This window comes from Enterobacter sp. TCD1-1 (genome assembly GCF_020567405.1).
Lineage (GTDB): Bacteria > Pseudomonadota > Gammaproteobacteria > Enterobacterales > Enterobacteriaceae > Enterobacter > Enterobacter quasiroggenkampii.
This window is the reverse complement of the sequence record NZ_JAJCXF010000004.1, coordinates 255,338-279,332: the sequence shown is the minus strand read 5'-3', so window position 1 is coordinate 279,332 and position 23,995 is coordinate 255,338. Positions and strand designations below refer to the sequence as shown.

The following is a 23,995-nucleotide window of genomic DNA, read 5'->3' as shown; positions in this document are numbered from 1 at the left end:
GGGGCCGCCTTCGCCACCGGTATTCCTCCAGATCTCTACGCATTTCACCGCTACACCTGGAATTCTACCCCCCTCTACAAGACTCTAGCCTGCCAGTTTCGAATGCAGTTCCCAGGTTGAGCCCGGGGATTTCACATCCGACTTGACAGACCGCCTGCGTGCGCTTTACGCCCAGTAATTCCGATTAACGCTTGCACCCTCCGTATTACCGCGGCTGCTGGCACGGAGTTAGCCGGTGCTTCTTCTGCGGGTAACGTCAATTGCTGAGGTTATTAACCTCAACACCTTCCTCCCCGCTGAAAGTACTTTACAACCCGAAGGCCTTCTTCATACACGCGGCATGGCTGCATCAGGCTTGCGCCCATTGTGCAATATTCCCCACTGCTGCCTCCCGTAGGAGTCTGGACCGTGTCTCAGTTCCAGTGTGGCTGGTCATCCTCTCAGACCAGCTAGGGATCGTCGCCTAGGTGAGCCGTTACCCCACCTACTAGCTAATCCCATCTGGGCACATCTGATGGCAAGAGGCCCGAAGGTCCCCCTCTTTGGTCTTGCGACGTTATGCGGTATTAGCTACCGTTTCCAGTAGTTATCCCCCTCCATCAGGCAGTTTCCCAGACATTACTCACCCGTCCGCCGCTCGTCACCCGGGAGCAAGCTCCCTGTGTTACCGCTCGACTTGCATGTGTTAGGCCTGCCGCCAGCGTTCAATCTGAGCCATGATCAAACTCTTCAATTTAAGTTTGATGCTCGTGAATTAAACTTCGTAATGAATTACGCATGTTCACTCAGAGACTTGGTATTCATTTATTGTCCGAAGACATTAAGAATCCATGTCACTTTGAGTGCCCACACAGATTGTCTGATAAATTGTTAAAGAGCAGTGCCGCTTCGTTTTCGCTGCGGCGCGGGGTGTGCATATTACGCTTTCCCGCTTCAGAGTCAAGCGTTTATTTTCGCTTTTCTCTGCTGACCCGGCGGCGTGTGTGCCGTTGTTCCGTGTCAGTGGAGGCGCATTATAGGGAGTAATTCTGAACCTGCAAGGATAAAGTGAAATTTATTTACCGACCGCTCACTTTCCAGGCAAAACCGACTTCAGACCTCAATTTTCGCCTGGTTTTTAAACAAAAACGAGCCGCAAGCGGCTCGTTTTTGCGTTTTGTGACTTACTGCACTGCCACAATGCGATCGTCGTTGGCTTCCAGACGGATAACTTTGCCTGGAACCAGCTCCCCGGAGAGGATCTGCTGCGCCAGCGGGTTTTCGATCTGCTGCTGGATAGCACGTTTCAATGGACGCGCACCGTACACCGGATCGTAACCATTCTTACTCAGCAGCTTCAGCGCATCGTCGGAGATGTGAATTTCATATCCACGCTCTTCCAGACGTTTGTACAGACGCTGCAGCTGGATCTGCGCAATCGACGCGATGTGTTTCTCACCCAGAGGATGGAATACCACCACTTCATCAATACGGTTGATGAACTCCGGACGGAAGTTATGGCTTACCACACCCAGCACCAAATCCTTCATATGGCTGTAGTCCAGTTCACCGAAACGTTCCTGAATCAAATCGGAACCCAGGTTCGAGGTCATAATGACAACCGTATTACGGAAGTCGACCGTTCTCCCCTGCCCGTCGGTCAGACGACCATCATCCAGCACCTGAAGCAGAATGTTGAACACATCCGGATGCGCTTTTTCCACCTCATCCAGCAGGATGACGGAATAAGGACGACGACGCACCGCTTCTGTCAGGTACCCACCTTCTTCATAACCCACATATCCTGGAGGCGCCCCGACCAGACGCGAGACGGAGTGTTTCTCCATAAACTCGGACATGTCGATACGCACCATCGCATCGTCGCTGTCGAACATAAAGTTAGCCAGCGCTTTGCACAGCTCGGTTTTACCGACACCGGTCGGCCCAAGGAACAGGAACGAACCAATCGGGCGGTTTGGATCGGACAGCCCTGCACGGCTACGACGAATAGCATTCGATACCGCTTCAACCGCTTCGTTTTGACCAATGACACGATTGTGGAGATCGTTTTCCATGCGCAGCAGTTTTTCACGCTCGCCTTCCAGCATGCGCGCCACGGGAATACCGGTCCAGCGCGCCAGGACTTCCGCGATCTCAGCATCCGTCACTTTATTACGCAACAGACGCATCGTTTTGCCTTCTGACTGCGTCGCTATCTCAAGCTGTTTTTCCAGCTCAGGAATTTTGCCGTACTGCAGCTCAGACATTCGCGCCAGGTCACCCACGCGTCGCGCCTGCTCAATGGCAATTTTTGCCTGTTCGAGTTCAGCTTTAATGGTCTGCGTACCGGAAAGGGAGGCTTTTTCGGCTTTCCACTCTTCTTCAAGCTCAGAATACTGGCGCTCTTTATCGTCCAGTTCTTCATTGAGCATATCGAGACGTTTCTTACTGGCTTCATCAGACTCTTTCTTCAGCGCCTGCTGTTCCAGCTTGAGCTGAATGATGCGTCGGTCGAGTCGGTCCAGCTCTTCCGGCTTCGAGTCAATCTGCATACGAATGCTCGACGCCGCTTCATCAATCAGGTCGATCGCTTTATCCGGCAACTGACGGTCAGCAATATAACGATGCGAAAGCGTCGCCGCCGCAACGATGGCCGGGTCAGTGATCTGCACATGGTGGTGCAGTTCATAGCGCTCTTTCAGACCACGCAGGATCGCGATGGTATCTTCAACGCTTGGCTCGGCAACAAACACTTTCTGGAAACGACGTTCCAGCGCAGCATCTTTCTCAATGTACTGACGGTACTCATCCAGCGTAGTGGCACCGACGCAGTGAAGTTCACCGCGCGCCAGCGCAGGTTTCAGCATGTTCCCGGCATCCATCGCGCCGTCTGCCTTACCGGCACCGACCATGGTGTGCAGCTCATCGATAAACAGGATAACGTTGCCTTCCTGCTTCGCCAGGTCATTAAGCACGCCTTTCAGACGCTCTTCGAACTCGCCGCGGTATTTCGCACCGGCCACCAGCGCGCCCATGTCCAGCGCCAGTACGCGGCGGCCCTTCAGACCTTCCGGCACTTCACCGTTCACAATACGCTGCGCCAGCCCTTCAACGATGGCGGTTTTACCGACCCCCGGTTCACCTATCAGTACCGGGTTGTTCTTGGTACGACGCTGCAGCACCTGAATGGTACGGCGGATTTCTTCATCACGGCCGATCACCGGGTCAAGTTTGCCCTGTTCAGCACGCTCGGTCAGATCGACCGTAAATTTCTTCAAAGCCTGACGTTGGTCTTCGGCTCCCTGATCGTTCACGCTTTCACCTCCGCGCATGTTCTCAATCGCCTGAGTCACATTGGCGGTGGTCGCACCGGCAGATTTCAGCAGGTCGGTCAAGGTACCGCGTGATTCAAGCGCCGCCAGAACAAACAGCTCTGACGAAATAAAATTGTCCCCACGTTTTTGCGCCAGCTTGTCGCAAAGGTTCAGGACGCGCACCAGATCCTGCGACGGCTGAACGTCGCCGCCGGTCCCTTCGACCTGCGGTAAACGGCTAAGCGCCTGATCGATAGCGGTGCGTAACTGGCCAGCATTAATGCCAGCGGACGTTAATAAAGGACGTACCGATCCCCCTTCCTGATTCAGCAAGGCGCTCATTAGATGAAGAGGTTCGATAAATTGGTTGTCGTGCCCCAGTGCGAGGGACTGGGCATCGGCGAGAGCAAGCTGGAATTTATTAGTAAGACGATCCAGACGCATAACTCCTCCCATAACAGGTCAAATTTGCTACTGGAGATTAAATGAGGTCATCCCTCAATTATTCAAGGTTAATGACCTGAATTATGTGAAAAGAAAACGGCACGTGCCGGATCGTCTTGATTCTTTAGGTTATATCAGCCAAATGAAACTTGCCATACGCCCCGTCGTCTTGTCGCGGCGATAAGAGAAAAAATCACCCTTTTCGGTGAATGTGCAGCGATCGCCGCCGAAGATCTGCGTTATGCCGACGCTGTTCAGGCGCTGACGAGCAAGCTGATAAATATCGGCCAGATATTTATCTCCAGAAGGCAGGAAGGCGTCCACCGCTTGCGGATCTTTATCCATAAAGGCTTCGCGAACCTCCGGCCCCACTTCAAAAGCGCGAGGACCAATGGCCGGGCCAAGCCAGGCCATAATATTGGCGGGTTCATCCTTAAAGCAGGCGACGGTTTCTTCCAGCACGCCTTCACACAGTCCACGCCAGCCCGCGTGAGCTGCAGCCACCTCGGTGCCTGCACGGTTGCAGAACAGCACTGGCAGACAATCGGCGGTCATTACGGCACAAACGGTTCCCGGAGTATTGCTGTAAGAGGCATCAGCACGTTTAGAAGCATAGGGTTCTTCCGTCAACTTCAGCACCGCCTTGCCATGAACCTGTTCCAGCCAGACCGGATTTGAAGGCAGGTTCCCCGCAGCAAACAGACGCCTGCGGTTCTCTTCCACGTGTTCCAGGTTATCGCCACAGTGTGCGCCGAGGTTCAACGACTCCCATGCGCCCTGGCTAACACCGCCAATACGGGTTGAACTGCAGGCAGCCACGCCGGCAGGCAATGGCCACTCCGGGACAATCAGTTTGGTCATAACCAGTCCACTTGATCCTTATGTTCTTCGAAATCAGCACGCATGGCGTCAATAAGGTCCACCATATCCTGCGGGATAGGCGCATGCCACTCCATCTGAATGCCGGTGATAGGATGGTAAAGACGCAGCATGGTCGCGTGCAGCGCCTGACGGTCGAATTTACGCAATACGCTGATGAACTCATCCGATGCGCCTTTAGGCGGACGCGGACGGCCACCGTAGACCTGATCACCCACCAGCGGATGGGTAATGTGGGCCATATGCACACGGATCTGGTGAGTACGCCCGGTTTCCAGACGCAGACGCAGGCGCGTATGAATACGGAAATGCTCCATAATGCGATAGTGCGTCACCGCCGGTTTACCCATCGGATGCACCGACATATGGGTACGCTTGGTTGGGTGACGGCTGATAGGCTCTTCTACCGTCCCGCCAGAGGTCATATGCCCAATGGCTACCGCCTCATACTCACGGGTGATTTCGCGCAGCTGCAGCGACTCCACCAGACGGGTCTGAGCAGGAACGGTCTTCGCCACCACCATCAGACCGGTAGTGTCTTTATCGAGACGGTGCACGATGCCCGCGCGCGGAACATCCGCGATCGGCGGATAATAATGGAGAAGTGCGTTAAGTACCGTACCGTCAGGATTCCCTGCCCCCGGATGAACAACCAGGTCGCGCGGCTTGTTGATCACCAGAATGTCATCATCTTCATAGACGATGTCCAGTGGAATATCCTGCGGCTCGAAGCGGATTTCCTCTTCGATTTCAGCATTGATGGCGACAGCTTCCCCACCTAACACCTTCTCTTTTGGTTTGTCCCAGATCTTGCCGTTTACCATCACGCGCTGGTCAAGGATCCATTCTTTTATGCGTGAACGCGAATAATCAGGGAACAATTCGGCCAAAGCCTGATCTAAGCGTTGACCGAGCTGATTTTCGGAGACTGTTGCGGTGAGTTCTACTCGTTGTGCCATAAACTGCTTCTTCGTTTAACGTTGGGTTTTACGGCTTTGCCGTTTAATATAGTGTGCTATTGTAGCTGGTCTTAATCGGGAGCAGGAACAGAGTTTCTCCCGGACAAACATTTGAGGAAAGTCAAAACGTCATGACGCGCATGAAATATCTGGTGGCAGCGGCCACGTTGAGCCTGGCTTTGGTGGGCTGCTCCGGTTCAAATGAACAGGTCCCTGACAATCCGCCGAATGAAATCTATGCGACTGCACAACAAAAGTTGCAGGACGGTAACTGGAAACAGGCGATAACGCAACTGGAAGCGTTGGATAATCGCTATCCATTTGGTCCGTATTCGCAGCAGGTACAGTTAGATCTCATCTACGCATACTATAAAAATGCCGATCTGCCGCTGGCTCAGGCAACCATCGATCGTTTCATGCGTCTGAACCCGACTCATCCTAACATCGACTACGTGATGTACATGCGCGGCCTCACCAACATGGCGCTGGACGACAGTGCGCTGCAGGGCTTCTTCGGCGTGGATCGTTCCGACCGTGACCCGCAGCATGCGCGTGATGCCTTCAATGACTTCTCCAAGCTGGTGCGCGGCTATCCGAACAGCCAGTACGTGACCGACGCCACCAAACGTCTGGTGTTCCTGAAAGATCGTCTGGCGAAATATGAATACTCCGTGGCGGAATATTATACCCGCCGTGGCGCATGGGTTGCCGTGGTTAACCGCGTAGAAGGTATGCTGCGTGATTACCCGGATACTCAGGCAACGCGCGACGGCCTGAAGCTGATGGAAAATGCTTACCGTCAGATGCAGATGACCGCTCAGGCTGAAAAAGTGGCGAAAATCATCGCCGCGAACAGCAGCAACACCTGATTTTGCCTCAATGCAAAACGGCAGCCCGAAGGCTGCCGTTTTTTTATTCGTTTCTGAGCGTCGCTGAAGCGCGTTACCCTCAACACATCCTGTCAACTATGGCCCCAATTTATGCCTTCTACAAGGTAAATCTCACCTCTTCCTGCCCTGCCTCACAAAAAAGATTCCCTGACAAAAACCGACAAAATAACGTGATCTAAATCACACATTTTGACATTAGGTCGGGTATGCTGGAATCACCAAGACGGAAAGACAAGAGGTAAAATTTATGACAATGAACATTACCAGTAAACAAATGGAAATTACTCCGGCAATTCGCCAGCACGTCGCAGACCGTCTCGCCAAACTGGATAAATGGCAAACACATTTGATTAATCCACATATCATCCTGTCCAAGGAGCCGCAGGGTTTCATCGCTGACGCAACTATCAATACTCCAAACGGCCATCTGGTCGCCAGCGCAAAACATGAGGATATGTACACCGCTATTAACGATTTGATCAACAAGCTGGAACGGCAGCTCAATAAAGTGCAACACAAAGGTGAAGCCCGTCGCGCCACAACGTCGGTGAAAGACGCCAGCTTCGCGGAAGAAGTTGAAGAAGAGTAATCCTTTAAATTGAGTGTACCGCCAACGCGCCTTCGGGCGCGTTTTTTGTTTTTTATTGACAGGGTGAAAACAGTACGGGTACTTTAACGGTATCACTCACAGGATGACTTTATGAAACTTACGCCGTTCTTCTTCGCATTCTTTTTTACCTTCCCCTGAACGGGAGGCGTTTCGTCGTGTGATAAAGAATGCGAAGACGAACAACAAGGCCTCCCACACTGGGGGGCCTTTTTTATTGATAACGATAAGATGAGACAGGCAACACTATGACACCGGAAAACCCGTTACTGGATCTGCGAGTAAAAATCAGCGCGCTGGATGAGAAACTGCTGGCGCTGCTGGCCGAACGCCGCGCCCTTGCCGTTGAAGTGGGTAAAGCCAAGCTGGACTCCCATCGTCCGGTCCGTGATATCGACCGCGAGCGGGATCTGCTGGAACGGCTCATTCAGCTCGGCAAAGCGCATCACCTCGATGCCCACTACATCACCCGGTTGTTCCAGCTCATCATCGAAGATTCCGTTCTGACCCAGCAAGCGCTACTCCAGCAGCATCTCAATAAAACCAATCCGCACTCTGCGCGTATCGCTTTCCTCGGGCCAAAGGGCTCCTATTCTCACCTGGCCGCACGTCAGTATGCCGCTCGCCATTTCGAAGAATTTATTGAAAGCGGCTGCGCGAAGTTTGCCGACATTTTTAACCAGGTCGAGACCGGCCAGGCGGATTACGCCGTGGTGCCGATTGAAAACACCAGCTCCGGTGCCATCAACGATGTCTACGACTTGCTGCAGCACACCAGCCTGTCGCTGGTCGGCGAGCTGACGATCCCTATCGATCACTGCGTGCTGGTCTCCGGTTCAACGGACCTGAACACGATCGAAACCGTCTACAGCCACCCGCAGCCGTTCCAGCAGTGCAGCCAGTTCCTGAACCGCTATCCGAACTGGAAAATTGAGTACACCGAAAGCACCTCGGCGGCGATGGAAAAAGTCGCCCAGGCGAACTCTCCCACCGTCGCGGCGCTCGGCAGTGAAGCGGGCGGCGCGCTGTATGGTTTACAGGTGCTGGAACGCAACCTGGCAAACCAGACGCAAAACATTACCCGCTTCGTGGTGCTGGCCCGCAAGGCAATCAATGTATCTGACCAGGTACCGGCCAAAACCACGCTGCTGATGGCCACCGGCCAACAGGCCGGTGCGCTGGTTGAAGCCCTGCTGGTACTGCGTAATCACAACCTGATCATGACCCGGCTGGAATCGCGCCCAATCCACGGTAACCCGTGGGAAGAGATGTTCTACCTCGATATCCAGGCCAACCTCGAGTCGGCTTCCATGCAGAAAGCCCTGCGCGAGCTGGGCGAAATCACCCGCTCCATGAAAGTGCTGGGCTGCTATCCGAGCGAAAACGTCGTGCCGGTCGATCCGATCTAACGTTCGATAAAACGGCTTTTCTTCATCCCTGCCACGCTCACCGGCAGGGTGAAGATGGCTCCGGAGAGCGGATATTTCGCCACCTCCTCCGCATCCATATTTTCCCGCGTGGTGGTGATAAAGAGCGTTTTCATATCATCGCCGCCAAAGCAAACCATCGTCGGGCAACGTACCGGCATGCGATACTCTTCCAGCTGCTCCCCTTGCGGTGAAAAACGCGCGATGCGCCAGCCGTCAAACAGCGCGCTCCAGTAGCAACCTTCCACATCCATCGCCGCGCCGTCCGGTATCCCCTCGCCCTCTTTAAACTGACGAAACACCTCTCGCTTACCCGGTTCGCCCTGCTCATCAAGCGGGGTACGGTAAATCACACCGTTTGGCGTGTCTGAGGTAAACATCCACTGCTTATCCGGGCTAAACGCTAAGCCGTTGTGCCCGTGAATATCGCACTGGATCACCTTCGGCGTCAGATCGTTGTCGATGCGCATCAGCAAGGCGCCGTTGTAATCTCCCGGCCCCCAGAACGTGCCCGCATAGAACCGGCCCTGATGGTCGGTACCCCCATCGTTAAAACGCGCCAGCTGCGGGTTAGAGGGGTTGTCGCACACCTTGCGCTGCAGAAGGCCATGCTTATCGGCAAGCCAGATGCCATTGCGCATGGCGACGATAAACCCGCCGCGCTCGCGCAGCGCGAAACAGCCCACCTCCTCGTGGAAAGAAAGCACGGTGTGTTCCGCCGTCGGCAGATGGTAGCGGTGGATCTCTCCTTCCAGAATATCGGCCCAGTAGAGCGCGTGCTCGTCGGCGCTCCACGTCGGGCATTCAGGCAAATGCCCGGTGTAATTCAACAGCAGCTGCGGTTCGGCCATGACAGTTCCCCAAAATGAAAAAAGCCAGCAATGCTGGCTTTCAGTATATACATCATCGCATTACTGGCGACTGTCATTTGCCTGGCGCAACAGCGTCCGGCTCTCGCTCTGGAAACGCTGCGCGTAATCGCCAAACCAGTGCTCGACCTTGCGGAAGCTGTCGATAAAGGCCTGTTTGTCTCCGTGCTCCAGCAGCGTAATGGCTTCACCAAAGCGCTGATAGTAGCGCTTGATCAGCGCCAGGTTATTTTCCGAGGACATAATAATATCCGCGTACAGTTGCGGATCCTGCGCGAACAGACGCCCGACCATCGCCAGCTCCAGACGATAGATAGGTGAAGAGAGCGCCAACAGCTGTTCAAGCTGCACGTTCTCTTCCGCCAGATGCAGGCCGTAGGCAAACGTCGCAAAGTGGCGCAGCGCCTGAATGAACGCCATGTTCTGGTCGTGCTCAACCGCGCTGATGCGGTGCAGTCGCGCACCCCATACCTGAATCTGCTCCAGGAACCACTGATAGGCTTCCGGCTGACGACCATCGCAGTAAACCACCACCTGCTTAGCCAGGCTGCCGCTGTCCGGACCAAACATTGGGTGCAAACCCAGCACCGGCCCCGTATGCGCCGCCAGCATAGCCTGCAGCGGACCATTTTTGACGGAGGCCAGATCCACCAGGATGCAATCTTTCGGTAAAGGAGGCAGCTTCCCGACGATCTGCTCCGTCACGTGTATCGGCACGCTGACGATAACCATTCCGGCATCTTTCATGAGTTCCGGCGCCTGGGCCCAGTCCTCTTTTTCCAGAATGCGCACCTGATAGCCAGAAAGGGTCAGCATTTTTTCAAACAGGCGCCCCATCTGTCCTGCACCGCCGACAATCACCACCGGACGCAGGGTCGGACAGAGGGTTTTGAAGCCCTTGTCGTTTTCACTGGAATAGGACTCCCGCATCACGCGACGCAGAACATCCTCAATCAAATCCGGCGAAACGCCCAGCGCCTGCGCCTCTTTGCGACGGGAGGCCAGCATGGAGGCCTCGCGCTCCGGGACGTAGATCGGCAGGCCGTATTTGCTTTTCACCTCACCGACTTCGGCAACCAGGGCCATGCGGCGCGCCAGCAGATCCAGCAGCGCCTTATCCACTTCATCAATTTGATCGCGCAGTGCGGTCAATTCAGCAACCATAACTACCCTCTTAAGCCAGACGCGTCGCCAGATGGCCGTTTAAATCTTTATGGATCTCACGCAGCAGCGCATCGGTGGTCTCCCAGCTGATGCAGGCATCCGTCACGGAGACGCCGTGCTTCATGGCGCTGCGCGGTTGTTCAGATGATTGATTGCCTTCATGAATATTGCTCTCAATCATCAGACCGATAATCGAACGATTGCCATCTTTGATCTGTGCGACCACGGATTCCGCAACCGCAGGCTGGCGACGGTAATCTTTATTCGAATTACCATGACTGCAATCTACCATCAGTGCCGGGCGCAGTCCCGCCTGCTCCATCTCTTTTTCACACTGCGCCACGTCCGCCGGGCTGTAGTTCGGGGCTTTCCCACCGCGCAGGATCACGTGACCGTCCGGGTTGCCCTGCGTTTGCAGGAGGCAGACCTGGCCCGCCTGGTTGATACCGACGAAACGGTGCGGCATGGCGGCAGCGCGCATGGCATTGATCGCCGTCGCCAGACTGCCATCGGTACCGTTTTTAAAACCAACCGGCATCGACAGACCAGACGCCATCTCGCGGTGGGTTTGCGATTCCGTGGTACGCGCGCCAATCGCGGACCAGCTGAACAGATCGCCAAGGTATTGCGGGCTGTTCGGATCCAGCGCTTCGGTTGCCAGAGGCAGCCCCATGCTGACCAGCTCCACCAGCAGGCGACGCGCAATCTTCAGACCTGCTTCCACATCAAACGAGCCATCCATGTGCGGATCGTTAATCAATCCTTTCCAGCCGACAGTGGTACGTGGCTTCTCAAAATAGACGCGCATCACCAGATAGAGGCTATCGCTGACCTCCTCCGCTAATGCTTTAAATCGACGAGCGTACTCAATGGCGGTTTCAGGATCGTGAATGGAGCAAGGACCACACACCACCAGCAGGCGCGGATCGCGGCCGGCGATGATATTTGAAATGGTCTGACGCGAGTGCTCAATCTGAGCCTCCTGCGCGACGCTCAGCGGAAATTCCGCTTTCAGTTGATCAGGAGTAATTAAAACCTGTTCGTCAGTGATATGTACGTTGTTCAGCGCGTCTTTTTGCATGATGGCGATCCTGTAAAGCTCGTTTGCGATAGTTGTTTTCCTCAATGAGGTGAGACCACGATACCATAAAAAGTAAACATTTCAATCCAAAATTCGTACACATTAGTTTACAGAAGCCGATTTATTGCAAAAATCAGCCGATAAAAACGTAAATTTTAAATTACAGACATATTTTCTTAAGCCAGGCTATGCTGAAGAAAAAAGGAGAATGGCTATGCGTTCAATTGCTCTCACGCTGTTGTCGCTGTTTTTAACGGGCTGCCAGATCAATCCTTACACCTTCCAGCCCGACTGGACCAGTCCATCCTGGTTTGATGCCGGTAAAGAAGACGCCATGAATGGCCTGCCGGTTAAAGATAACCAGACCCTGGCCGATAGTTTTAACGACACCCACGTTGATCGTAGCGAATATCTTCGCGGCTATGCCGATGGTCAGAAGAGAGTCTGCGAAGAAGGGTTTATTCACGCCTGGGGATTAGCGGGCAAATCTTTCCCTGCCAGTTGCGATACTGTCGAAAACGCGACAAAACTGCGTGCGTCATGGCAAAAAGGAATGGATGAAGGTATACGTTCCAGCAGACTCAATTAAGTCTGCTTTTAACCACCGGAAAATAAACAACAGTAGGATTTAGCTTAGGTTGGCCTGAGGCTATTTCTGACATAATGACGGCTCTGATAAACAATGGTATTCTGCCCGCAACTCTTAAGGACATCTATTTCCGGAGCGATGTGGCGGATTCTGGTGAGAAATTTATTCTTGATCTCTTTTTTCCGACTCACTCTGGTGATAATGCTGTTCCTTATGGTGGGCCCAGCGACGGCAGGCACGCTTACGGAAACGGATAAATCGGTACGTTCGATTGTCTCAGGCATTGTGAGCTATACGCGATGGCCGTCACTATCCGGGCAGCCCAGACTTTGCGTCTATGCCACTTCTCACTATACACACGCGCTCAGCGGCGACGAAGGGCACAACGAGTTACCCTATACTCCCGTTATTGTACGTAACGATCGGGAAGCCCTGGCCGCGACGTGCGATGCGATATATTTCGGGTCTGAATCACCGGCAAAACAACTTGAATTAATAAGTCAATATCAGGGCAGAGCGTTGCTATTAATCTCAGAGCAAAATCCGGAATGTGTAATTGGCAGTGCCTTTTGCCTGATGATCGATCGCGGCCAGGTACGGTTTTCCGTCAACCTGGATGCATTGACGCGCAGTGGCGTAAGAGTCAATCCGGATGTATTAATGCTGGCACGGAATAAGCAGCATGGATAAAGATTTCACATCAACGCCACGTCCGACGTTTAAAAGAACGTTGAGGCGAAACAGCATGATAAGCGTCATTATTACCATGACGTTAATATGGCTGTTGCTCTGTTTTGCTTCCGTCGTGACGTTAAAACAATACGCGCAAAAGAATCTCGAGTTAACCGGCGCCACAATGAGCCACAGCCTGGAAGCCTCGCTGGTTTTCAACGACTCGCTGGCGGCCAACGAAACGCTTGCCGCCCTGGGCAAACAGGGGCAGTTTGCCGCGGCGGAGGTAATTAACGCGCATAAAAAGCGGTTCGCCTACTGGTCCTGGAACCCGGAGGATAACAACGACACGCTGGGCGCGCTGGTCAGTCGCTGGCTTTTCCCCGTACCGGTTGCGCAGCCCATCATGCATAACGGCTTAACGATCGGCGAAATCCGCCTTACCGCACGCGACAGTTTGATCAGCCATTTCATCTGGACGTCGTTTGCCGTACTGACCGGCTGCATTCTCTTTGCCGCCGTCGTCGCGCTCATCATTACCCAGTCTTTGCATCGTGGAATGGTCACGGCCCTGCAGAACATTACCGACGTCGTGCATGACGTACGCACGAACCGCAACTTCTCCCGCCGGGTGAAAGACGGCCGTATCGAAGAATTTCACCAGTTTGGCGAGGACTTCAACAGTCTTCTGGACGAAATGGAAGAGTGGCAACTGAAGCTTCAGGCGAAGAACGCTCAGCTGTTGCGGACCGCCATGCACGACCCGCTTACCGGTCTTGCCAACCGCGCGGCGTTTCGTAACAGCATTGCGGCATTAATGAACGACCCTTCAGCCAGAACAAACTCGGCCCTGCTCTTCCTCGACGGTGATAATTTTAAGTTTATTAACGACACCTGGGGACACGCGGCAGGAGACTGTGTGCTCATCGAAGTCGCGAGCAGGATGATGGAGTTTGGCGACAAACGTCATCAGTCTTACCGTCTTGGCGGAGACGAATTTGCCATGGTGCTGTACGGCGTTCACTCTGAGCTTGAGGTTCAACACATTTGTGCTGCGCTTTCGCAGCAGTTTATCCCTCCGTTTGATCTTCATAACGGACAAAAAGCATCGATGTCACTCAGCATTGGCTTTGCTCTGGCGTGGGAAAATGCTTCCGTGGAAGCATTACTGGAGAGGGCTGACCGCAATATGTACCAGGTTAAAAACCAGCGTACGAAAACAATAAGTTAGAAAGGATACACTATGTTAAAACGTTACTTCGCGCCGTTAGTACTGGCCTCACTGGTTCTGGCAGGCTGTCAGTCGCCGCCGGAAGGCAAATTCACTCCTGAGCAAATTGCGGCGATGAAGTCTTACGGTTTTAACGAACTGAACGGTGACTGGTCGCTTGGCATGTCGGACACCATCCTGTTTGATAAAAATGACGCCCGACTGCGCCCGGAAAGTGAAACGCAGATCCAGTCCATGGCCTCTCGCCTGGCCGAAACCGGCCTGAACCACGCGCGAATGGACGGTCACACGGATAACTACGGGGAAGAAAGCTACAACGAAGCGCTGTCGTTAAAACGCGCCAACGCCGTGGCCGACGCCTGGGCGAAGGGGGCAAATATCCCGCGCAGCAATCTCACCACGCGGGGATTAGGTCAAAAATACCCGGTTGCGAGCAACAGTACCCCGCAAGGGCGCGCTGAAAACCGCCGCGTCGCAGTGGTGATCAGCACGCCATAGGGTTATTTAACGGATGATTCGGCGAGCGTCACTCGGGTTGCCGCTCGCCAGCGCAGCCAGTCCACCAGAACAAACAGCGCCAGACTCACGCCCATTACCGGCAGGGCCAGCCCCAACAGTACGCTGGTTATCACCGTAACGCCTCTTCCCCATCCTGACAGCGCCAGCCAGCTCTGGCACAGCGTCTGTACCGGACTCACTGCCGATTGCGCAGGACGACGCATCCACCACATCCGGTATCCCCAGATAATGAGCACGCACAGGGCGAGGCCGAACGCCACGAGCAGCAGCTGATTTGCCAGGCCGAATAAAATCCCCATATGGAAATCCACGCCCCAGCGGGTCAGTTTTGCCATTAACGGAAAATCCTCGAATCGGGTTCTGTCCAGGATCTGCATCGTATGGGGATCTACCGCAACGGCGTCCACCTGGGTCGGCCAGCTGCGATCGATTTCCGTCACGGTCCAGGCACGATCCCTCGTTTTCGCCGGGCGGATCTCCAGCTTGCTGGCATCAATCCCCGCGTGACGCGCCGCGCTTAACACCCCGTCAAACAGCGTCAAATCCATCGCCATTTCCGGCATCATCATCCCACCGTGATGACCGCGATGTTCGGCATGTTCATCCACGATCTCATGTTGGCCGGATAGCGTCGTGTTCACCTGCGGGGTGAGCCAGTTCATCTCTGCACGCAGCTTATCCACGTTCCCGCCAGCCCACTGGGACCAGGTCAGGCCGGTTGCGGAGAACAGCAGCATTCCTCCCAGCAGAACCCAGCCCAGCGTCACGTGCACCCGACGCCGGTTCTGGAAGCGATTGTTGAGCCGTCGTTTGGGTCGGGTATAAAACCACAGGGCAATACCGCCCAGCGCGGCAACCCACATCCACGAGGCCGCAAGCTCGCTGTAGAGGCGCCCAATGTCGCCCAGCATCAGGGACGTATGCAGGTAATCAATAGTCTGACGCAGGGGTAAAATCCCGCTGGTGCCGTATACCGTCAGATCTCCCAGCACCGCCAGGCTCACCGGATCGATAAAGATAGCCCGGTTCTCCGATGGCCCAAGTTTCGGGTCAGCGAACATCACGCGGGTGGTTTCGCCCGCAACCAGCCCCGGACGAACGGCGTGCAAACGTAAATCTGATCCAACGGTTTTTTCCGCCACGGCGATTTGTTCCGCCAGAGGCTGCGGCTCGCCCACGGAATCCGCGTGGAGCGCGTGCCGGTAGAGTGCGTTTTCCAGCTGTGGGGTCGCCACATACAGCGTCCCGGTCAGCGCGGCAAAGAAGATAAACGGGCCGACAAACAGCCCAACGTAGAAATGAAGGCGACGCAGCAGGTTTCCCCATGCCGCGCGCGAGGTGCAGGTAGTCATACTTTTCCTTTTTAAGGCAAAAAGTTATCGATATTTTTTATTGGGAAAAAGCAGACTGCCGCGGCGGCGCGCGGGTATCAGGGTAAAGCCAGGGGAAGAAGTGCCAGTGGTTGACCGCCTGACGCGGCGGCTTAACGCGAAGCCTCTGCAGCACCACGCTGAGCAGGACGATGAGCGCCAGCATTACGCCAGGGACATGCGCTAACAGCACGCAGTAGCCGCACGCTTCCGCATGGTCGACAGGCATCGTGTGCGGCATATCGCCGTGATGCTCGTCCATCGACATCATGCTCATGTCATGATGCATGCCCGGCATGGCACTCATGGGATCTTTCTGCAGCGAAACGGAGATAAGGGGTGCTACCACGATCAGCAGGATCGCGAACAGCGCGGCCAATGCCGCTGCGCGTTTCCGGTCAGGCTGATGCAGTACGTTATCCACTTTCCCTCCATTCAAGAGGCAAGCATTGTAAATGATTTATGACGAAAGGGTTAACGCGAGAGGTGCGATGGGATAAAAAAAGGGCCAGCCTTTCGGCCAGCCCTTTCTAACAGGATGTCGCTTAAGCGAATCTTAGTTCAGACGCTCTTTAATACGAGCAGACTTACCAGTACGCTCACGCAGGTAGTACAGTTTAGCTTTACGTACAGCACCACGACGTTTAACAGCAATGCTGTCAACTACCGGAGAGTGAGTCTGGAAGACACGCTCAACGCCTTCGCCGTTGGAAATTTTACGAACAGTGAATGCAGAGTGCAGACCGCGGTTACGAATAGCGATAACCACGCCCTCGAATGCCTGCAGACGTTTTTTGGAACCTTCAACAACCCATACTTTCACTTCCACGGTGTCACCTGGACGGAAGGAAGGTACGTCCTGCTTCATCTGCTCTTGTTCAAGTTGCTTAATAATGTTGCTCATAATTTAATCTCTTATCCTGGGTAAACTGATATTCGGGAGCGTATTACGCATTCCCATCATGTTCATGCTGCTGTTGCGCGTGTTCAGATTTGAACTCGGCCAGCAACTTTGCTTGCTCTTCAGTCAGAGCCAGGTTTTCCAGAAGTTCAGGTCTTCTAAGCCAGGTTCGGCCCAGCGACTGCTTCAAACGCCAGCGACGTATCTCGGCATGGTTTCCAGACAGTAACACTGCTGGGACCTCCATCCCTTCTAACACTTCAGGACGAGTATAGTGTGGACAGTCCAGCAACCCATCGGCAAAGGAATCTTCCGTTGCCGAAGCTTCATGGCCCAGAACACCCGGAATAAACCGGGCGACGGAGTCAATCAGCGTCATTGCCGGTAACTCACCACCGCTGAGAACGTAATCGCCGATAGACCATTCTTCGTCAATCTCGGTTTGAATTACGCGCTCATCTATCCCTTCGTAGCGCCCACAGACCAGAATCAGCTTTTGATTCGTCGCCAGTTCGCTCACGCCCGCTTGATCAAGCTTGCGTCCCTGAGGTGACAGATAAATCACCTTTGCGCCTTCACCTGCCGCGGCTTTTGCTGTGTGAATGGCGTCCCGTAAGGGTTGCACCATCATTAGCATCCCCGGTCCGCCGCCGTAAGGACGATCGTCCACGGTACGGTGCCGGTCATGAGTAAAGTCACGAGGACTCCAGCTCTGGATGCTCAGCAGGCCATTCTTTACTGCCCGGCCAGTTACCCCGTAATCGGTAATCGCGCGGAACATTTCAGGAAACAGGCTAATTATGCCAATCCACATAGCGCCGTCTTTTACCGTTTATCCGGAGAATTTAAAAACCAGGATCCCAATCTACTTCAATGGTTTGAGTAGTGAGATCGACTTTCTTGATAACCTGTCCATCGAGGAACGGGACCAACCGCTCCTTGATGCCAAATGCATCTTTCAGGTTTGCCTTAATGACGAGAACGTCATTTGACCCGGTTTCCATCATATCGATGACTTTTCCCAGGCTGTAGCCTTCGGTAGTGACTACCTGGCAACCCATAAGGTCTTTCCAGTAGTAGTCGCCCTCTTCCAGCTGTGGCAACTGCGACGAATCCACGACAATTTCACAATTAGTCAGCGCATTCGCGGCATCACGATCGTCAATGCCTTTCAGCTTGATGATGATGTCCTGATTGTGGTGACGCCAGCTTTCCAGCTCGACCTCTTCCCACTTACCGCCTTTCTGGATAAACCAGGGCTGGTAATCAAAAATGCTATCAGCGTCTTCAGTGGAGGAAAACACTCTGAGCCAACCACGGATACCGTAGCAAGAACCCATTTTTCCCAATACGATCGGTTCAACAGGTGCTTTATTGCTCATCATGACCACCGTGACAGATTAAGCTGCTTTGTTTGCTGCTTTGATCAGCGTAGCAACGCGATCGGAAACAGTAGCGCCCTGGCCAACCCAGTGAGCGATACGATCCAGATCCAGACGAGTTTCTTCTTCTGCGCCAGCGGCCAGTGGGTTGAAGAAACCAACGCGCTCGATGAAGCGACCGTTGCGTGCATTACGGCTGTCAGTCACAACAACCTGGTAGAACGGACGCTTTTTAGCGCCGTGACGTGCTAAACGAATAGTTACCATAACATCCTCTTGTGTGAATAAAACAACCGGGCCCCATCGAGGAACGGAGCCCGGGTGTCATATTAAAAGCCCGAAAATTTTACTCATTTTCGGGCAAAAAGCAATCTCAAAAGCGATTAACGCCCTGGAAAACCGGGAGGCATCATCCCTTTCATGCCGCGCATCATCTTCGCCATGCCGCCTTTCTTCATTTTCTTCATCATGCGCTGCATGTCGTCGAACTGTTTCAGAAGGCGGTTAACGTCCTGCACCTGCATGCCGCAACCGGCTGCAATACGGCGTTTACGGGAACCTTTGATGATGTCCGGGTTAGCGCGCTCTTTCAGCGTCATCGAGTTGATGATCGCCTCCATACGCACCAGTACCTTGTCATCCATCTGCGCTTTCACGTTGTCAGGGATCTGGCCCATGCCCGGCAGTTTGCCCATCAGGCTGGCCATGCCGCCCATGTTTTTCATCTGACGCAGCTGCTCAAGGAAGTCGGTGAGATCGAAACCGTCGCCTTTTTTCAGCTTGCTGGCCAGCTTCTCGGCCTGCGCGCGGTCAACCTTGCTCTCGATATCCTCGATCAGCGACAGCACGTCGCCCATGCCGAGAATACGAGAGGCAATACGATCCGGGTGGAACGGCTCCAGCGCTTCGGTTTTCTCGCCCACGCCGAGGAATTTGATCGGCTTACCGGTGATGTGACGAATGGAGAGGGCCGCACCGCCGCGGGCGTCACCGTCCACCTTGGTCAGCACCACGCCGGTTAACGGCAGCGCTTCGTTAAACGCTTTCGCGGTATTCGCCGCATCCTGACCGGTCATGGCGTCGACAACAAACAGGGTCTCTACCGGGTTGATAGAGGCATGCACCTGCTTGATCTCGTCCATCATCGCTTCGTCAACGTGCAGACGACCGGCGGTATCCACCAGCAGCACATCGTAGAATTTCAGCTTCGCCTCTTTCAACGCGGCGTTAACGATGTCGACAGGCTTCTGCGCCACGTCGGACGGGAAGAAATCCACGCCAACCTGCTCTGCCAGGGTTTCCAGCTGCTTGATCGCCGCCGGGCGATAGACGTCCGCAGAGACCACCAGCACTTTTTTCTTGTGCTTTTCGCGCAGGAATTTACCCAGCTTACCGACGCTGGTGGTTTTACCCGCACCCTGCAGGCCCGCCATCAGCACCACGGCCGGAGGCTGAGCGGCCAGGTTAAGCACCTGGTTCTCTTCGCCCATCGCCGAAACCAGTTCATTACGAACGATTTTGACGAACTCCTGACCCGGGGTCAGGCTCTTGTTAACTTCATGACCAACCGCCTTCTCTTTTACGCGGTTGATAAAATCACGAACAACCGGCAACGCGACGTCTGCTTCCAGCAGCGCCATGCGCACTTCGCGCAGCGTTTCCTTGATGTTCTCTTCAGTAAGGCGTCCGCGGCCGCTGATGTTGCGCAGCGTGCGCGACAAACGATCGGTTAAATTATCAAACATTGTCTCTCGCCTGAGTAGAAACGTTGGGCCGCCATGAGCGACACATACACAGAATTTTGCCGGAGTATAACATGAAGGCGCCTTTGTTGTTATGCAACGGTTGGAGCAGGCGTCACGTAACGTTATACTGCTTCTCTTTCTTATTAAGACAACTGTCGATGCCTATATGCCTGTTTTCGCACTGATCGCCCTTGTTGCCTACTCTGTCAGCCTCGCGCTGATCGTTCCCGGACTGCTGCAAAAAAACAGCGGCTGGCGACGCATGGCTATTCTTTCTGCGGTCATCGCACTGATTAGCCACGCCTTTGCGCTGGAATCACGCATCATCCCCGGCGACGGCAGCGTGCAAAACTTGAGCGTCCTCAACGTCGGCTCGCTGGTCAGCCTGATGATCTGTACGGTAATGACCATCGTCGCGTCTAAAAATCGCGGCTGGCTGCTGCTGCCGATTGTCTACACCTTCGCGCTGATCAATCTGGCCCTCGCCACCTTTATGCCTAATGAGTTCATTACGCATCTGGAGGCGACGCCGGGGATGCTGGTGCATATCGGCCTGTCGCTCTTTGCCTACGCGACGCTGATTATCGCCGCGCTTTACGCCATGCAGCTCGCCTGGATTGACTACCAGCTGAAAAACAAAAAGCTGGCCTTTAACCATGAAATGCCGCCGCTGATGGTCATTGAGCGTAAGATGTTCCATATCACCCAGGTGGGGGTGGTGCTGCTGACGCTCACGCTCTGCACGGGCCTGTTTTACATGAAGAACCTGTTCAGCGTGGAGAATATCGATAAAGCGGTGCTCTCCATCATCGCGTGGTTTGTCTATATTGTCCTGTTATGGGGCCATTATCATGAAGGCTGGCGCGGTCGTCGCGTGGTCTGGTTCAACGTCGCGGGTGCGGGCATTCTCACCCTTGCCTATTTTGGCAGCCGCTTCATACAGCAATTTGCTGGCTAAGAAACAAAGGAGTTCCCCCTGGAACACATCTCTACCACCACGCTGATCGTTACGCTGATCGTCATGGTGGTCATCTCCGCCTATTTCTCCGGCTCGGAAACCGGCATGATGACCTTAAACCGCTACCGGTTACGTCATCGTGCTAAACAGGGTAACCGCGCCGCCCGTCGCGTTGAAAAGCTGCTCCGCAAGCCGGATCGCCTGATAAGCCTGGTGCTCATCGGCAACAACCTCGTCAACATTCTGGCCTCCGCCCTCGGCACCATTGTCGGGATGCGCCTGTACGGTAACGCCGGGGTGGCGATTGCCACCGGCGTGCTAACGTTCGTGGTGCTGGTGTTTGCCGAAGTGCTGCCGAAAACCATCGCCGCGCTTTACCCGGAGAAGGTCGCCTACCCGAGCAGCTTCCTGCTGGCACCGCTGCAGATCCTGATGATGCCGCTGGTCTGGCTGCTGAACATGGTGACGCGCGTCCTGATGCGGATGGTGGGAATCAAAGCCGACGTCACTATCAGCAGCGCACTCAGCAAAGAGGAGCTGCGCACTATCGTGAATGAATCCCGCTCGCAGATCTCCCGGCGCAATCAGGACATGCTCCTGTCGGTGCTGGATCTGGAAAAGGTGAGCGTGAACGACATCATGGTGCCGCGTAACGAAATCGTCGGTATCGACATCAATGACGACTGGAAAGCCATCGTTCGCCAGCTGACGCACTCTCCGCACGGGCGCATTGTGCTGTACCGCGACTCGCTGGATGACGCCATCAGCATGCTGCGCGTGCGCGAAGCCTACCGTCTGATGACCGAGAAAAAAGAGTTCACCAAAGAGGTGATGCTGCGCGCCGCCGACGAAATTTACTACGTGCCGGAAGGAACGCCGCTCAGCACGCAGCTGGTGAAATTCCAGCGCAACAAGAAGAAGGTCGGCCTGGTGGTCAACGAGTACGGCGATATCCAGGGGCTGGTGACGGTCGAAGATATTCTGGAAGAGATTGTCGGGGACTTTACCACCTCAATGTCTCCTTCCCTCGCGGAAGAGGTCACCCCGCAAAACGATGGCTCGGTGCTGATTGACGGAAGCGCAAACATTCGTGAACTCAACAAAGCCTTTAACTGGCATTTGCCGGAAGATGAGGCTCGCACCATTAACGGGATGATTCTGGAAGCGCTGGAAGAGATCCCGGCCGCGGGCACGCGGGTGCGCATTGAGCAGTACGATATTGATATCCTGGACGTGCAGGACAATATGATCAAGCAGGTGAAAGTCCTGCCCGTTAAACCCCTGCGCGAAAGTATCGCGGAGTAAGGTTGTAGGCCGGGTAAGGCGAACGCCGCTACCCGGCACTACGGATAGCGAATTACGCTTTCGCTTTCGCCACGGTCACCATCGCCGCGCGAATGGTACGGCCGTTCAGGGTGTAACCTTTCTGCATTACGCCCAGCACTTTACCGGCTTCAATCTCTTCAGATTCAACCATCGCAATCGCCTGGTGAACGTTTGGATCCAGCGGAACGTCGGTATCGGCAATCACTTCCACGCCAAACTTACGCACCACGTCGAGCATGGATTTCAGCGTCAGTTCGATACCTTCGATCATTGCGGCGTTGTCCGGATTCGCTTTGTCAGCCACTTCCAGCGCACGATCGAGGCTATCGATCACCGGCAGCAGTTCGTTGACGAATTTCTCCAGCGCAAATTTATGCGCCTTCTCAACGTCCTGCTCGGTACGGCGACGCAGGTTTTCCATCTCCGCCTTGATGCGCAGAACACCATCGCGTTCGCGATTCTGTGCTTCTACCAGTTGGGCTTCCAGATTCGCAATTTTTTCATCGCGCGGGTCCACCTGCTCAGCAGATGCGTCTGGCTCTACAGCCTCAACTTCATCGTGCTGTTCCGTGATAATTTCTTCAGGGGCTTGCCCCTCAGGCGTTTTCTGTTCTTTACTACTCATGAATTTCTCCGCGTTTTTCTGCATTCATCTCGCTAACTTCGCTTATTATGGGGATCAGTTTCCGGGATTCAAGGGAACAAGACAGATTGTCATCATTCATCAGGCACAAGGACCTCCAGAAAATGAATAATCATTTCAGGTGTATTGGGATCGTCGGGCATCCGCGTCACCCTACCGCACTAACGACACATGAAATGTTGTATCGCTGGTTGTGTAGCAAAGGCTATGAAGTGATGGTCGAGCAGCAGATTGCCCAGGAGCTGCAGCTGAAGAGCGTCAAAACCGGCACGCTGGCGGAAATTGGCCAACAGGCCGATCTCGCGGTGGTGGTGGGCGGCGACGGCAACATGCTTGGCGCGGCCCGCACGCTGGCGCGTTATGACATCAAGGTCATCGGTATCAACCGTGGCAATCTCGGTTTTTTAACCGACCTCGACCCGGACAATGCGCAGCAGCAGCTGGCCGACGTGCTGGAAGGCCACTATATCAGCGAAAAACGCTTTTTACTGGAAGCGCAGGTGTGCCAGCAGGACTGCCAGAAGCGCATCAGCACCGCGATTAACGAGGTGGTCCTTCACCCCGGTAAAGTGGCGCACATGATTGAGTTCGAAGTCTATATCGACGAAATCTTTGCCTTCTCCCAGCGTTCTGACGGGCTGATTATCTCGACACCGACCGGTTCAACCGCCTACTCGCTATCTGCCGGCGGCCCGATCCTGACCCCCTCTCTGGACGCCATAACCCTGGTGCCGATGTTCCCGCACACGCTCTCCGCCCGCCCGCTGGTGATCAACGGCGACAGCACGATCCGTCTGCGCTTCTCGCACCGCCGAAACGACCTGGAGATCAGCTGCGACAGCCAGATTGCGCTGCCGATCCAGGAAGGTGAAGATGTGCTTATTCGCCGGTGTGATTACCACCTGAATTTGATTCACCCGAAAGATTACAGCTATTTCAATACATTAAGTTCGAAGCTTGGCTGGTCAAAAAAATTGTTCTGATTTTGCAACCAGGGCTTTACTGTATATAAAACCAGTTTATACTGTATGAAAACACAGTTATGG

The 23,995-nt window shown here is 54.3% G+C and carries 25 protein-coding genes, 1 rRNA gene and 1 other annotated feature; of the genes, 11 read left to right on the top strand and 15 right to left on the bottom strand.

Annotated elements, in window-relative coordinates; all coding sequences use genetic code 11:
• The 4 genes from LJA86_RS17810 to rluD form a co-directional block, all read right to left on the bottom strand.
• Nucleotides 1-736: ribosomal RNA gene (locus tag LJA86_RS17810) — 16S ribosomal RNA — on the bottom strand; the annotation flags it as partial.
• 427 nt (nt 737-1,163) lie between these two features.
• Complete coding sequence (gene clpB, locus LJA86_RS17805; RefSeq protein ID WP_045909253.1) at nt 1,164-3,737, bottom strand: ATP-dependent chaperone ClpB; 2,574 nt, start codon at nt 3,735-3,737, stop codon at nt 1,164-1,166.
• Between the two features lie 129 nt (nt 3,738-3,866).
• Nucleotides 3,867-4,598 (bottom strand): purine nucleoside phosphorylase YfiH, encoded by a 732-nt coding sequence (gene yfiH, locus LJA86_RS17800; RefSeq protein ID WP_229226518.1) that lies wholly within the window; start codon nt 4,596-4,598, stop codon nt 3,867-3,869.
• Entirely contained in the window at nt 4,595-5,575 is a 981-nt protein-coding gene (gene rluD, locus LJA86_RS17795) for a 23S rRNA pseudouridine(1911/1915/1917) synthase RluD (RefSeq protein WP_008502468.1), read from the bottom strand. Before rluD ends, yfiH begins: the two co-directional genes overlap by 4 nt.
• 131 nt (nt 5,576-5,706) lie before the next feature.
• Here rluD and bamD point away from each other — a divergent pair, with 131 nt between their 5' ends.
• From bamD to pheA, 4 genes are all read left to right on the top strand, one after another.
• Entirely contained in the window at nt 5,707-6,444 is a 738-nt protein-coding gene (gene bamD / locus LJA86_RS17790) for an outer membrane protein assembly factor BamD (protein WP_023308867.1), read from the top strand.
• Between the two features lie 268 nt (nt 6,445-6,712).
• Nucleotides 6,713-7,054: a ribosome-associated translation inhibitor RaiA gene (raiA, locus tag LJA86_RS17785; RefSeq protein WP_008502470.1), complete on the top strand. Its 342-nt coding sequence runs from the start codon at nt 6,713-6,715 to the stop codon at nt 7,052-7,054.
• A 110-nt stretch (nt 7,055-7,164) separates the two neighbouring features.
• Nucleotides 7,165-7,290, top strand: a sequence feature (Phe leader region).
• The gene (gene pheL, locus LJA86_RS17780) at nt 7,166-7,213 is read left to right on the top strand and encodes a pheA operon leader peptide PheL (RefSeq protein WP_100249759.1); all 48 of its coding nucleotides are present in this window, start codon (nt 7,166-7,168) and stop codon (nt 7,211-7,213) included. It overlaps the preceding feature by 48 nt.
• Nucleotides 7,291-7,320: 30 nt before the next feature.
• Nucleotides 7,321-8,481: a bifunctional chorismate mutase/prephenate dehydratase gene (gene pheA, locus LJA86_RS17775; protein ID WP_021242003.1), complete on the top strand. Its 1,161-nt coding sequence runs from the start codon at nt 7,321-7,323 to the stop codon at nt 8,479-8,481.
• On the opposite strand, the gene LJA86_RS17770 is transcribed toward pheA, so the two are convergent.
• The 3 genes from LJA86_RS17770 to aroF are packed head-to-tail and all read right to left on the bottom strand — an operon-like array spanning nt 8,478 to nt 11,613.
• Nucleotides 8,478-9,350 (bottom strand): SMP-30/gluconolactonase/LRE family protein, encoded by an 873-nt coding sequence (locus LJA86_RS17770; protein WP_045909255.1) that lies wholly within the window; start codon nt 9,348-9,350, stop codon nt 8,478-8,480. The two genes, pheA and LJA86_RS17770, sit on opposite strands and share 4 nt — an antisense overlap.
• A gap of 60 nt (nt 9,351-9,410) precedes the next feature.
• Nucleotides 9,411-10,532, bottom strand: coding sequence for a bifunctional chorismate mutase/prephenate dehydrogenase (tyrA, locus tag LJA86_RS17765; protein ID WP_126796488.1), 1,122 nt, complete (start codon nt 10,530-10,532; stop codon nt 9,411-9,413).
• Between the two features lie 10 nt (nt 10,533-10,542).
• A complete protein-coding gene (gene aroF / locus LJA86_RS17760; RefSeq protein ID WP_045909256.1) occupies nt 10,543-11,613 on the bottom strand; it encodes a 3-deoxy-7-phosphoheptulonate synthase AroF in 1,071 nt (356 codons plus the stop codon).
• Between the two features lie 214 nt (nt 11,614-11,827).
• On the opposite strand from aroF, the gene LJA86_RS17755 reads away from it, so the two are divergent.
• The 4 genes from LJA86_RS17755 (at nt 11,828) to LJA86_RS17740 (ending at nt 14,603) form a co-directional block, all read left to right on the top strand.
• Nucleotides 11,828-12,202: a DUF2799 domain-containing protein gene (locus tag LJA86_RS17755; protein WP_229226517.1), complete on the top strand. Its 375-nt coding sequence runs from the start codon at nt 11,828-11,830 to the stop codon at nt 12,200-12,202.
• Nucleotides 12,203-12,340: 138 nt separating this feature from the next.
• The gene (locus LJA86_RS17750) at nt 12,341-12,892 is read left to right on the top strand and encodes a YfiR family protein (RefSeq protein ID WP_205246257.1); all 552 of its coding nucleotides are present in this window, start codon (nt 12,341-12,343) and stop codon (nt 12,890-12,892) included.
• Entirely contained in the window at nt 12,885-14,105 is a 1,221-nt protein-coding gene (gene dgcN / locus LJA86_RS17745; protein WP_229226516.1) for a diguanylate cyclase DgcN, read from the top strand. The genes LJA86_RS17750 and dgcN overlap by 8 nt, the downstream gene beginning before the upstream one ends.
• Nucleotides 14,106-14,117: 12 nt before the next feature.
• Nucleotides 14,118-14,603 (top strand): OmpA family protein, encoded by a 486-nt coding sequence (locus tag LJA86_RS17740; RefSeq protein WP_045909260.1) that lies wholly within the window; start codon nt 14,118-14,120, stop codon nt 14,601-14,603.
• A 2-nt stretch (nt 14,604-14,605) separates the two neighbouring features.
• On the opposite strand, the gene LJA86_RS17735 is transcribed toward LJA86_RS17740, so the two are convergent.
• The 7 genes from LJA86_RS17735 to ffh all read right to left on the bottom strand — a co-directional run bounded on the left by LJA86_RS17735 (nt 14,606) and on the right by ffh (nt 20,022).
• Complete coding sequence (locus LJA86_RS17735) at nt 14,606-15,976, bottom strand: PepSY-associated TM helix domain-containing protein (protein ID WP_229226515.1); 1,371 nt, start codon at nt 15,974-15,976, stop codon at nt 14,606-14,608.
• A 37-nt stretch (nt 15,977-16,013) separates the two neighbouring features.
• Nucleotides 16,014-16,418 (bottom strand): DUF2946 domain-containing protein, encoded by a 405-nt coding sequence (locus tag LJA86_RS17730; protein ID WP_023618257.1) that lies wholly within the window; start codon nt 16,416-16,418, stop codon nt 16,014-16,016.
• 132 nt (nt 16,419-16,550) lie between these two features.
• The gene (rplS, locus tag LJA86_RS17725) at nt 16,551-16,898 is read right to left on the bottom strand and encodes a 50S ribosomal protein L19 (protein WP_002914145.1); all 348 of its coding nucleotides are present in this window, start codon (nt 16,896-16,898) and stop codon (nt 16,551-16,553) included.
• A gap of 43 nt (nt 16,899-16,941) precedes the next feature.
• Nucleotides 16,942-17,709, bottom strand: a complete 768-nt coding sequence (gene trmD / locus LJA86_RS17720; RefSeq protein ID WP_229226514.1) for a tRNA (guanosine(37)-N1)-methyltransferase TrmD — start codon at nt 17,707-17,709, stop codon at nt 16,942-16,944.
• A gap of 31 nt (nt 17,710-17,740) precedes the next feature.
• On the bottom strand, nt 17,741-18,280 hold the full coding sequence (gene rimM / locus LJA86_RS17715) for a ribosome maturation factor RimM (RefSeq protein WP_032640972.1): 540 nt from the start codon (nt 18,278-18,280) through the stop codon (nt 17,741-17,743).
• A 15-nt stretch (nt 18,281-18,295) separates the two neighbouring features.
• Nucleotides 18,296-18,544 carry a 30S ribosomal protein S16 gene (gene rpsP / locus LJA86_RS17710; protein WP_003863133.1) on the bottom strand — a complete coding sequence of 83 codons (249 nt, stop codon included), beginning with the start codon at nt 18,542-18,544 and terminating at the stop codon, nt 18,296-18,298.
• 116 nt (nt 18,545-18,660) lie between these two features.
• A complete protein-coding gene (ffh, locus tag LJA86_RS17705) occupies nt 18,661-20,022 on the bottom strand; it encodes a signal recognition particle protein (protein WP_014884878.1) in 1,362 nt (453 codons plus the stop codon).
• A 166-nt stretch (nt 20,023-20,188) separates the two neighbouring features.
• Between ffh and LJA86_RS17700 the strand changes: the two genes are divergently transcribed.
• Together LJA86_RS17700 and LJA86_RS17695 are read left to right on the top strand one after the other, a co-directional pair.
• On the top strand, nt 20,189-20,980 hold the full coding sequence (locus LJA86_RS17700) for a cytochrome C assembly family protein (RefSeq protein WP_014884879.1): 792 nt from the start codon (nt 20,189-20,191) through the stop codon (nt 20,978-20,980).
• 18 nt (nt 20,981-20,998) lie between these two features.
• Nucleotides 20,999-22,285 carry an HlyC/CorC family transporter gene (locus LJA86_RS17695; RefSeq protein WP_045909263.1) on the top strand — a complete coding sequence of 429 codons (1,287 nt, stop codon included), beginning with the start codon at nt 20,999-21,001 and terminating at the stop codon, nt 22,283-22,285.
• A 52-nt stretch (nt 22,286-22,337) separates the two neighbouring features.
• On the opposite strand, the gene grpE is transcribed toward LJA86_RS17695, so the two are convergent.
• On the bottom strand, nt 22,338-22,931 hold the full coding sequence (gene grpE, locus LJA86_RS17690) for a nucleotide exchange factor GrpE (RefSeq protein WP_032646909.1): 594 nt from the start codon (nt 22,929-22,931) through the stop codon (nt 22,338-22,340).
• A gap of 122 nt (nt 22,932-23,053) precedes the next feature.
• Between grpE and nadK the strand changes: the two genes are divergently transcribed.
• Nucleotides 23,054-23,932, top strand: coding sequence for an NAD(+) kinase (nadK, locus tag LJA86_RS17685; RefSeq protein WP_008502500.1), 879 nt, complete (start codon nt 23,054-23,056; stop codon nt 23,930-23,932).
• Nucleotides 23,933-23,995: the final 63 nt, after the last annotated feature.

Bases quoted from the DNA above. Each gene is read 5' to 3' on its own strand.
- LJA86_RS17700 (WP_014884879.1), top strand. From the start codon at position 20,189: ATGCCTGTTTTCGCACTGATCGCCCTTGTTGCCTACTCTGTCAGCCTC.
- aroF (WP_045909256.1), bottom strand. From the start codon at position 11,613: ATGCAAAAAGACGCGCTGAACAACGTACATATCACTGACGAACAGGTT.
- raiA (WP_008502470.1), top strand. From the start codon at position 6,713: ATGACAATGAACATTACCAGTAAACAAATGGAAATTACTCCGGCAATT.
- LJA86_RS17750 (WP_205246257.1), top strand. From the start codon at position 12,341: ATGTGGCGGATTCTGGTGAGAAATTTATTCTTGATCTCTTTTTTCCGA.
- trmD (WP_229226514.1), bottom strand. From the start codon at position 17,709: ATGTGGATTGGCATAATTAGCCTGTTTCCTGAAATGTTCCGCGCGATT.
- ffh (WP_014884878.1), bottom strand. From the start codon at position 20,022: ATGTTTGATAATTTAACCGATCGTTTGTCGCGCACGCTGCGCAACATC.
- LJA86_RS17770 (WP_045909255.1), bottom strand. From the start codon at position 9,350: ATGGCCGAACCGCAGCTGCTGTTGAATTACACCGGGCATTTGCCTGAA.
- LJA86_RS17735 (WP_229226515.1), bottom strand. From the start codon at position 15,976: ATGACTACCTGCACCTCGCGCGCGGCATGGGGAAACCTGCTGCGTCGC.
- rplS (WP_002914145.1), bottom strand. From the start codon at position 16,898: ATGAGCAACATTATTAAGCAACTTGAACAAGAGCAGATGAAGCAGGAC.
- pheA (WP_021242003.1), top strand. From the start codon at position 7,321: ATGACACCGGAAAACCCGTTACTGGATCTGCGAGTAAAAATCAGCGCG.
- rimM (WP_032640972.1), bottom strand. From the start codon at position 18,280: ATGATGAGCAATAAAGCACCTGTTGAACCGATCGTATTGGGAAAAATG.
- grpE (WP_032646909.1), bottom strand. From the start codon at position 22,931: ATGAGTAGTAAAGAACAGAAAACGCCTGAGGGGCAAGCCCCTGAAGAA.
- clpB (WP_045909253.1), bottom strand. From the start codon at position 3,737: ATGCGTCTGGATCGTCTTACTAATAAATTCCAGCTTGCTCTCGCCGAT.
- LJA86_RS17740 (WP_045909260.1), top strand. From the start codon at position 14,118: ATGTTAAAACGTTACTTCGCGCCGTTAGTACTGGCCTCACTGGTTCTG.
- LJA86_RS17755 (WP_229226517.1), top strand. From the start codon at position 11,828: ATGCGTTCAATTGCTCTCACGCTGTTGTCGCTGTTTTTAACGGGCTGC.
- dgcN (WP_229226516.1), top strand. From the start codon at position 12,885: ATGGATAAAGATTTCACATCAACGCCACGTCCGACGTTTAAAAGAACG.
- rluD (WP_008502468.1), bottom strand. From the start codon at position 5,575: ATGGCACAACGAGTAGAACTCACCGCAACAGTCTCCGAAAATCAGCTC.
- rpsP (WP_003863133.1), bottom strand. From the start codon at position 18,544: ATGGTAACTATTCGTTTAGCACGTCACGGCGCTAAAAAGCGTCCGTTC.
- tyrA (WP_126796488.1), bottom strand. From the start codon at position 10,532: ATGGTTGCTGAATTGACCGCACTGCGCGATCAAATTGATGAAGTGGAT.
- bamD (WP_023308867.1), top strand. From the start codon at position 5,707: ATGACGCGCATGAAATATCTGGTGGCAGCGGCCACGTTGAGCCTGGCT.
- yfiH (WP_229226518.1), bottom strand. From the start codon at position 4,598: ATGACCAAACTGATTGTCCCGGAGTGGCCATTGCCTGCCGGCGTGGCT.
- nadK (WP_008502500.1), top strand. From the start codon at position 23,054: ATGAATAATCATTTCAGGTGTATTGGGATCGTCGGGCATCCGCGTCAC.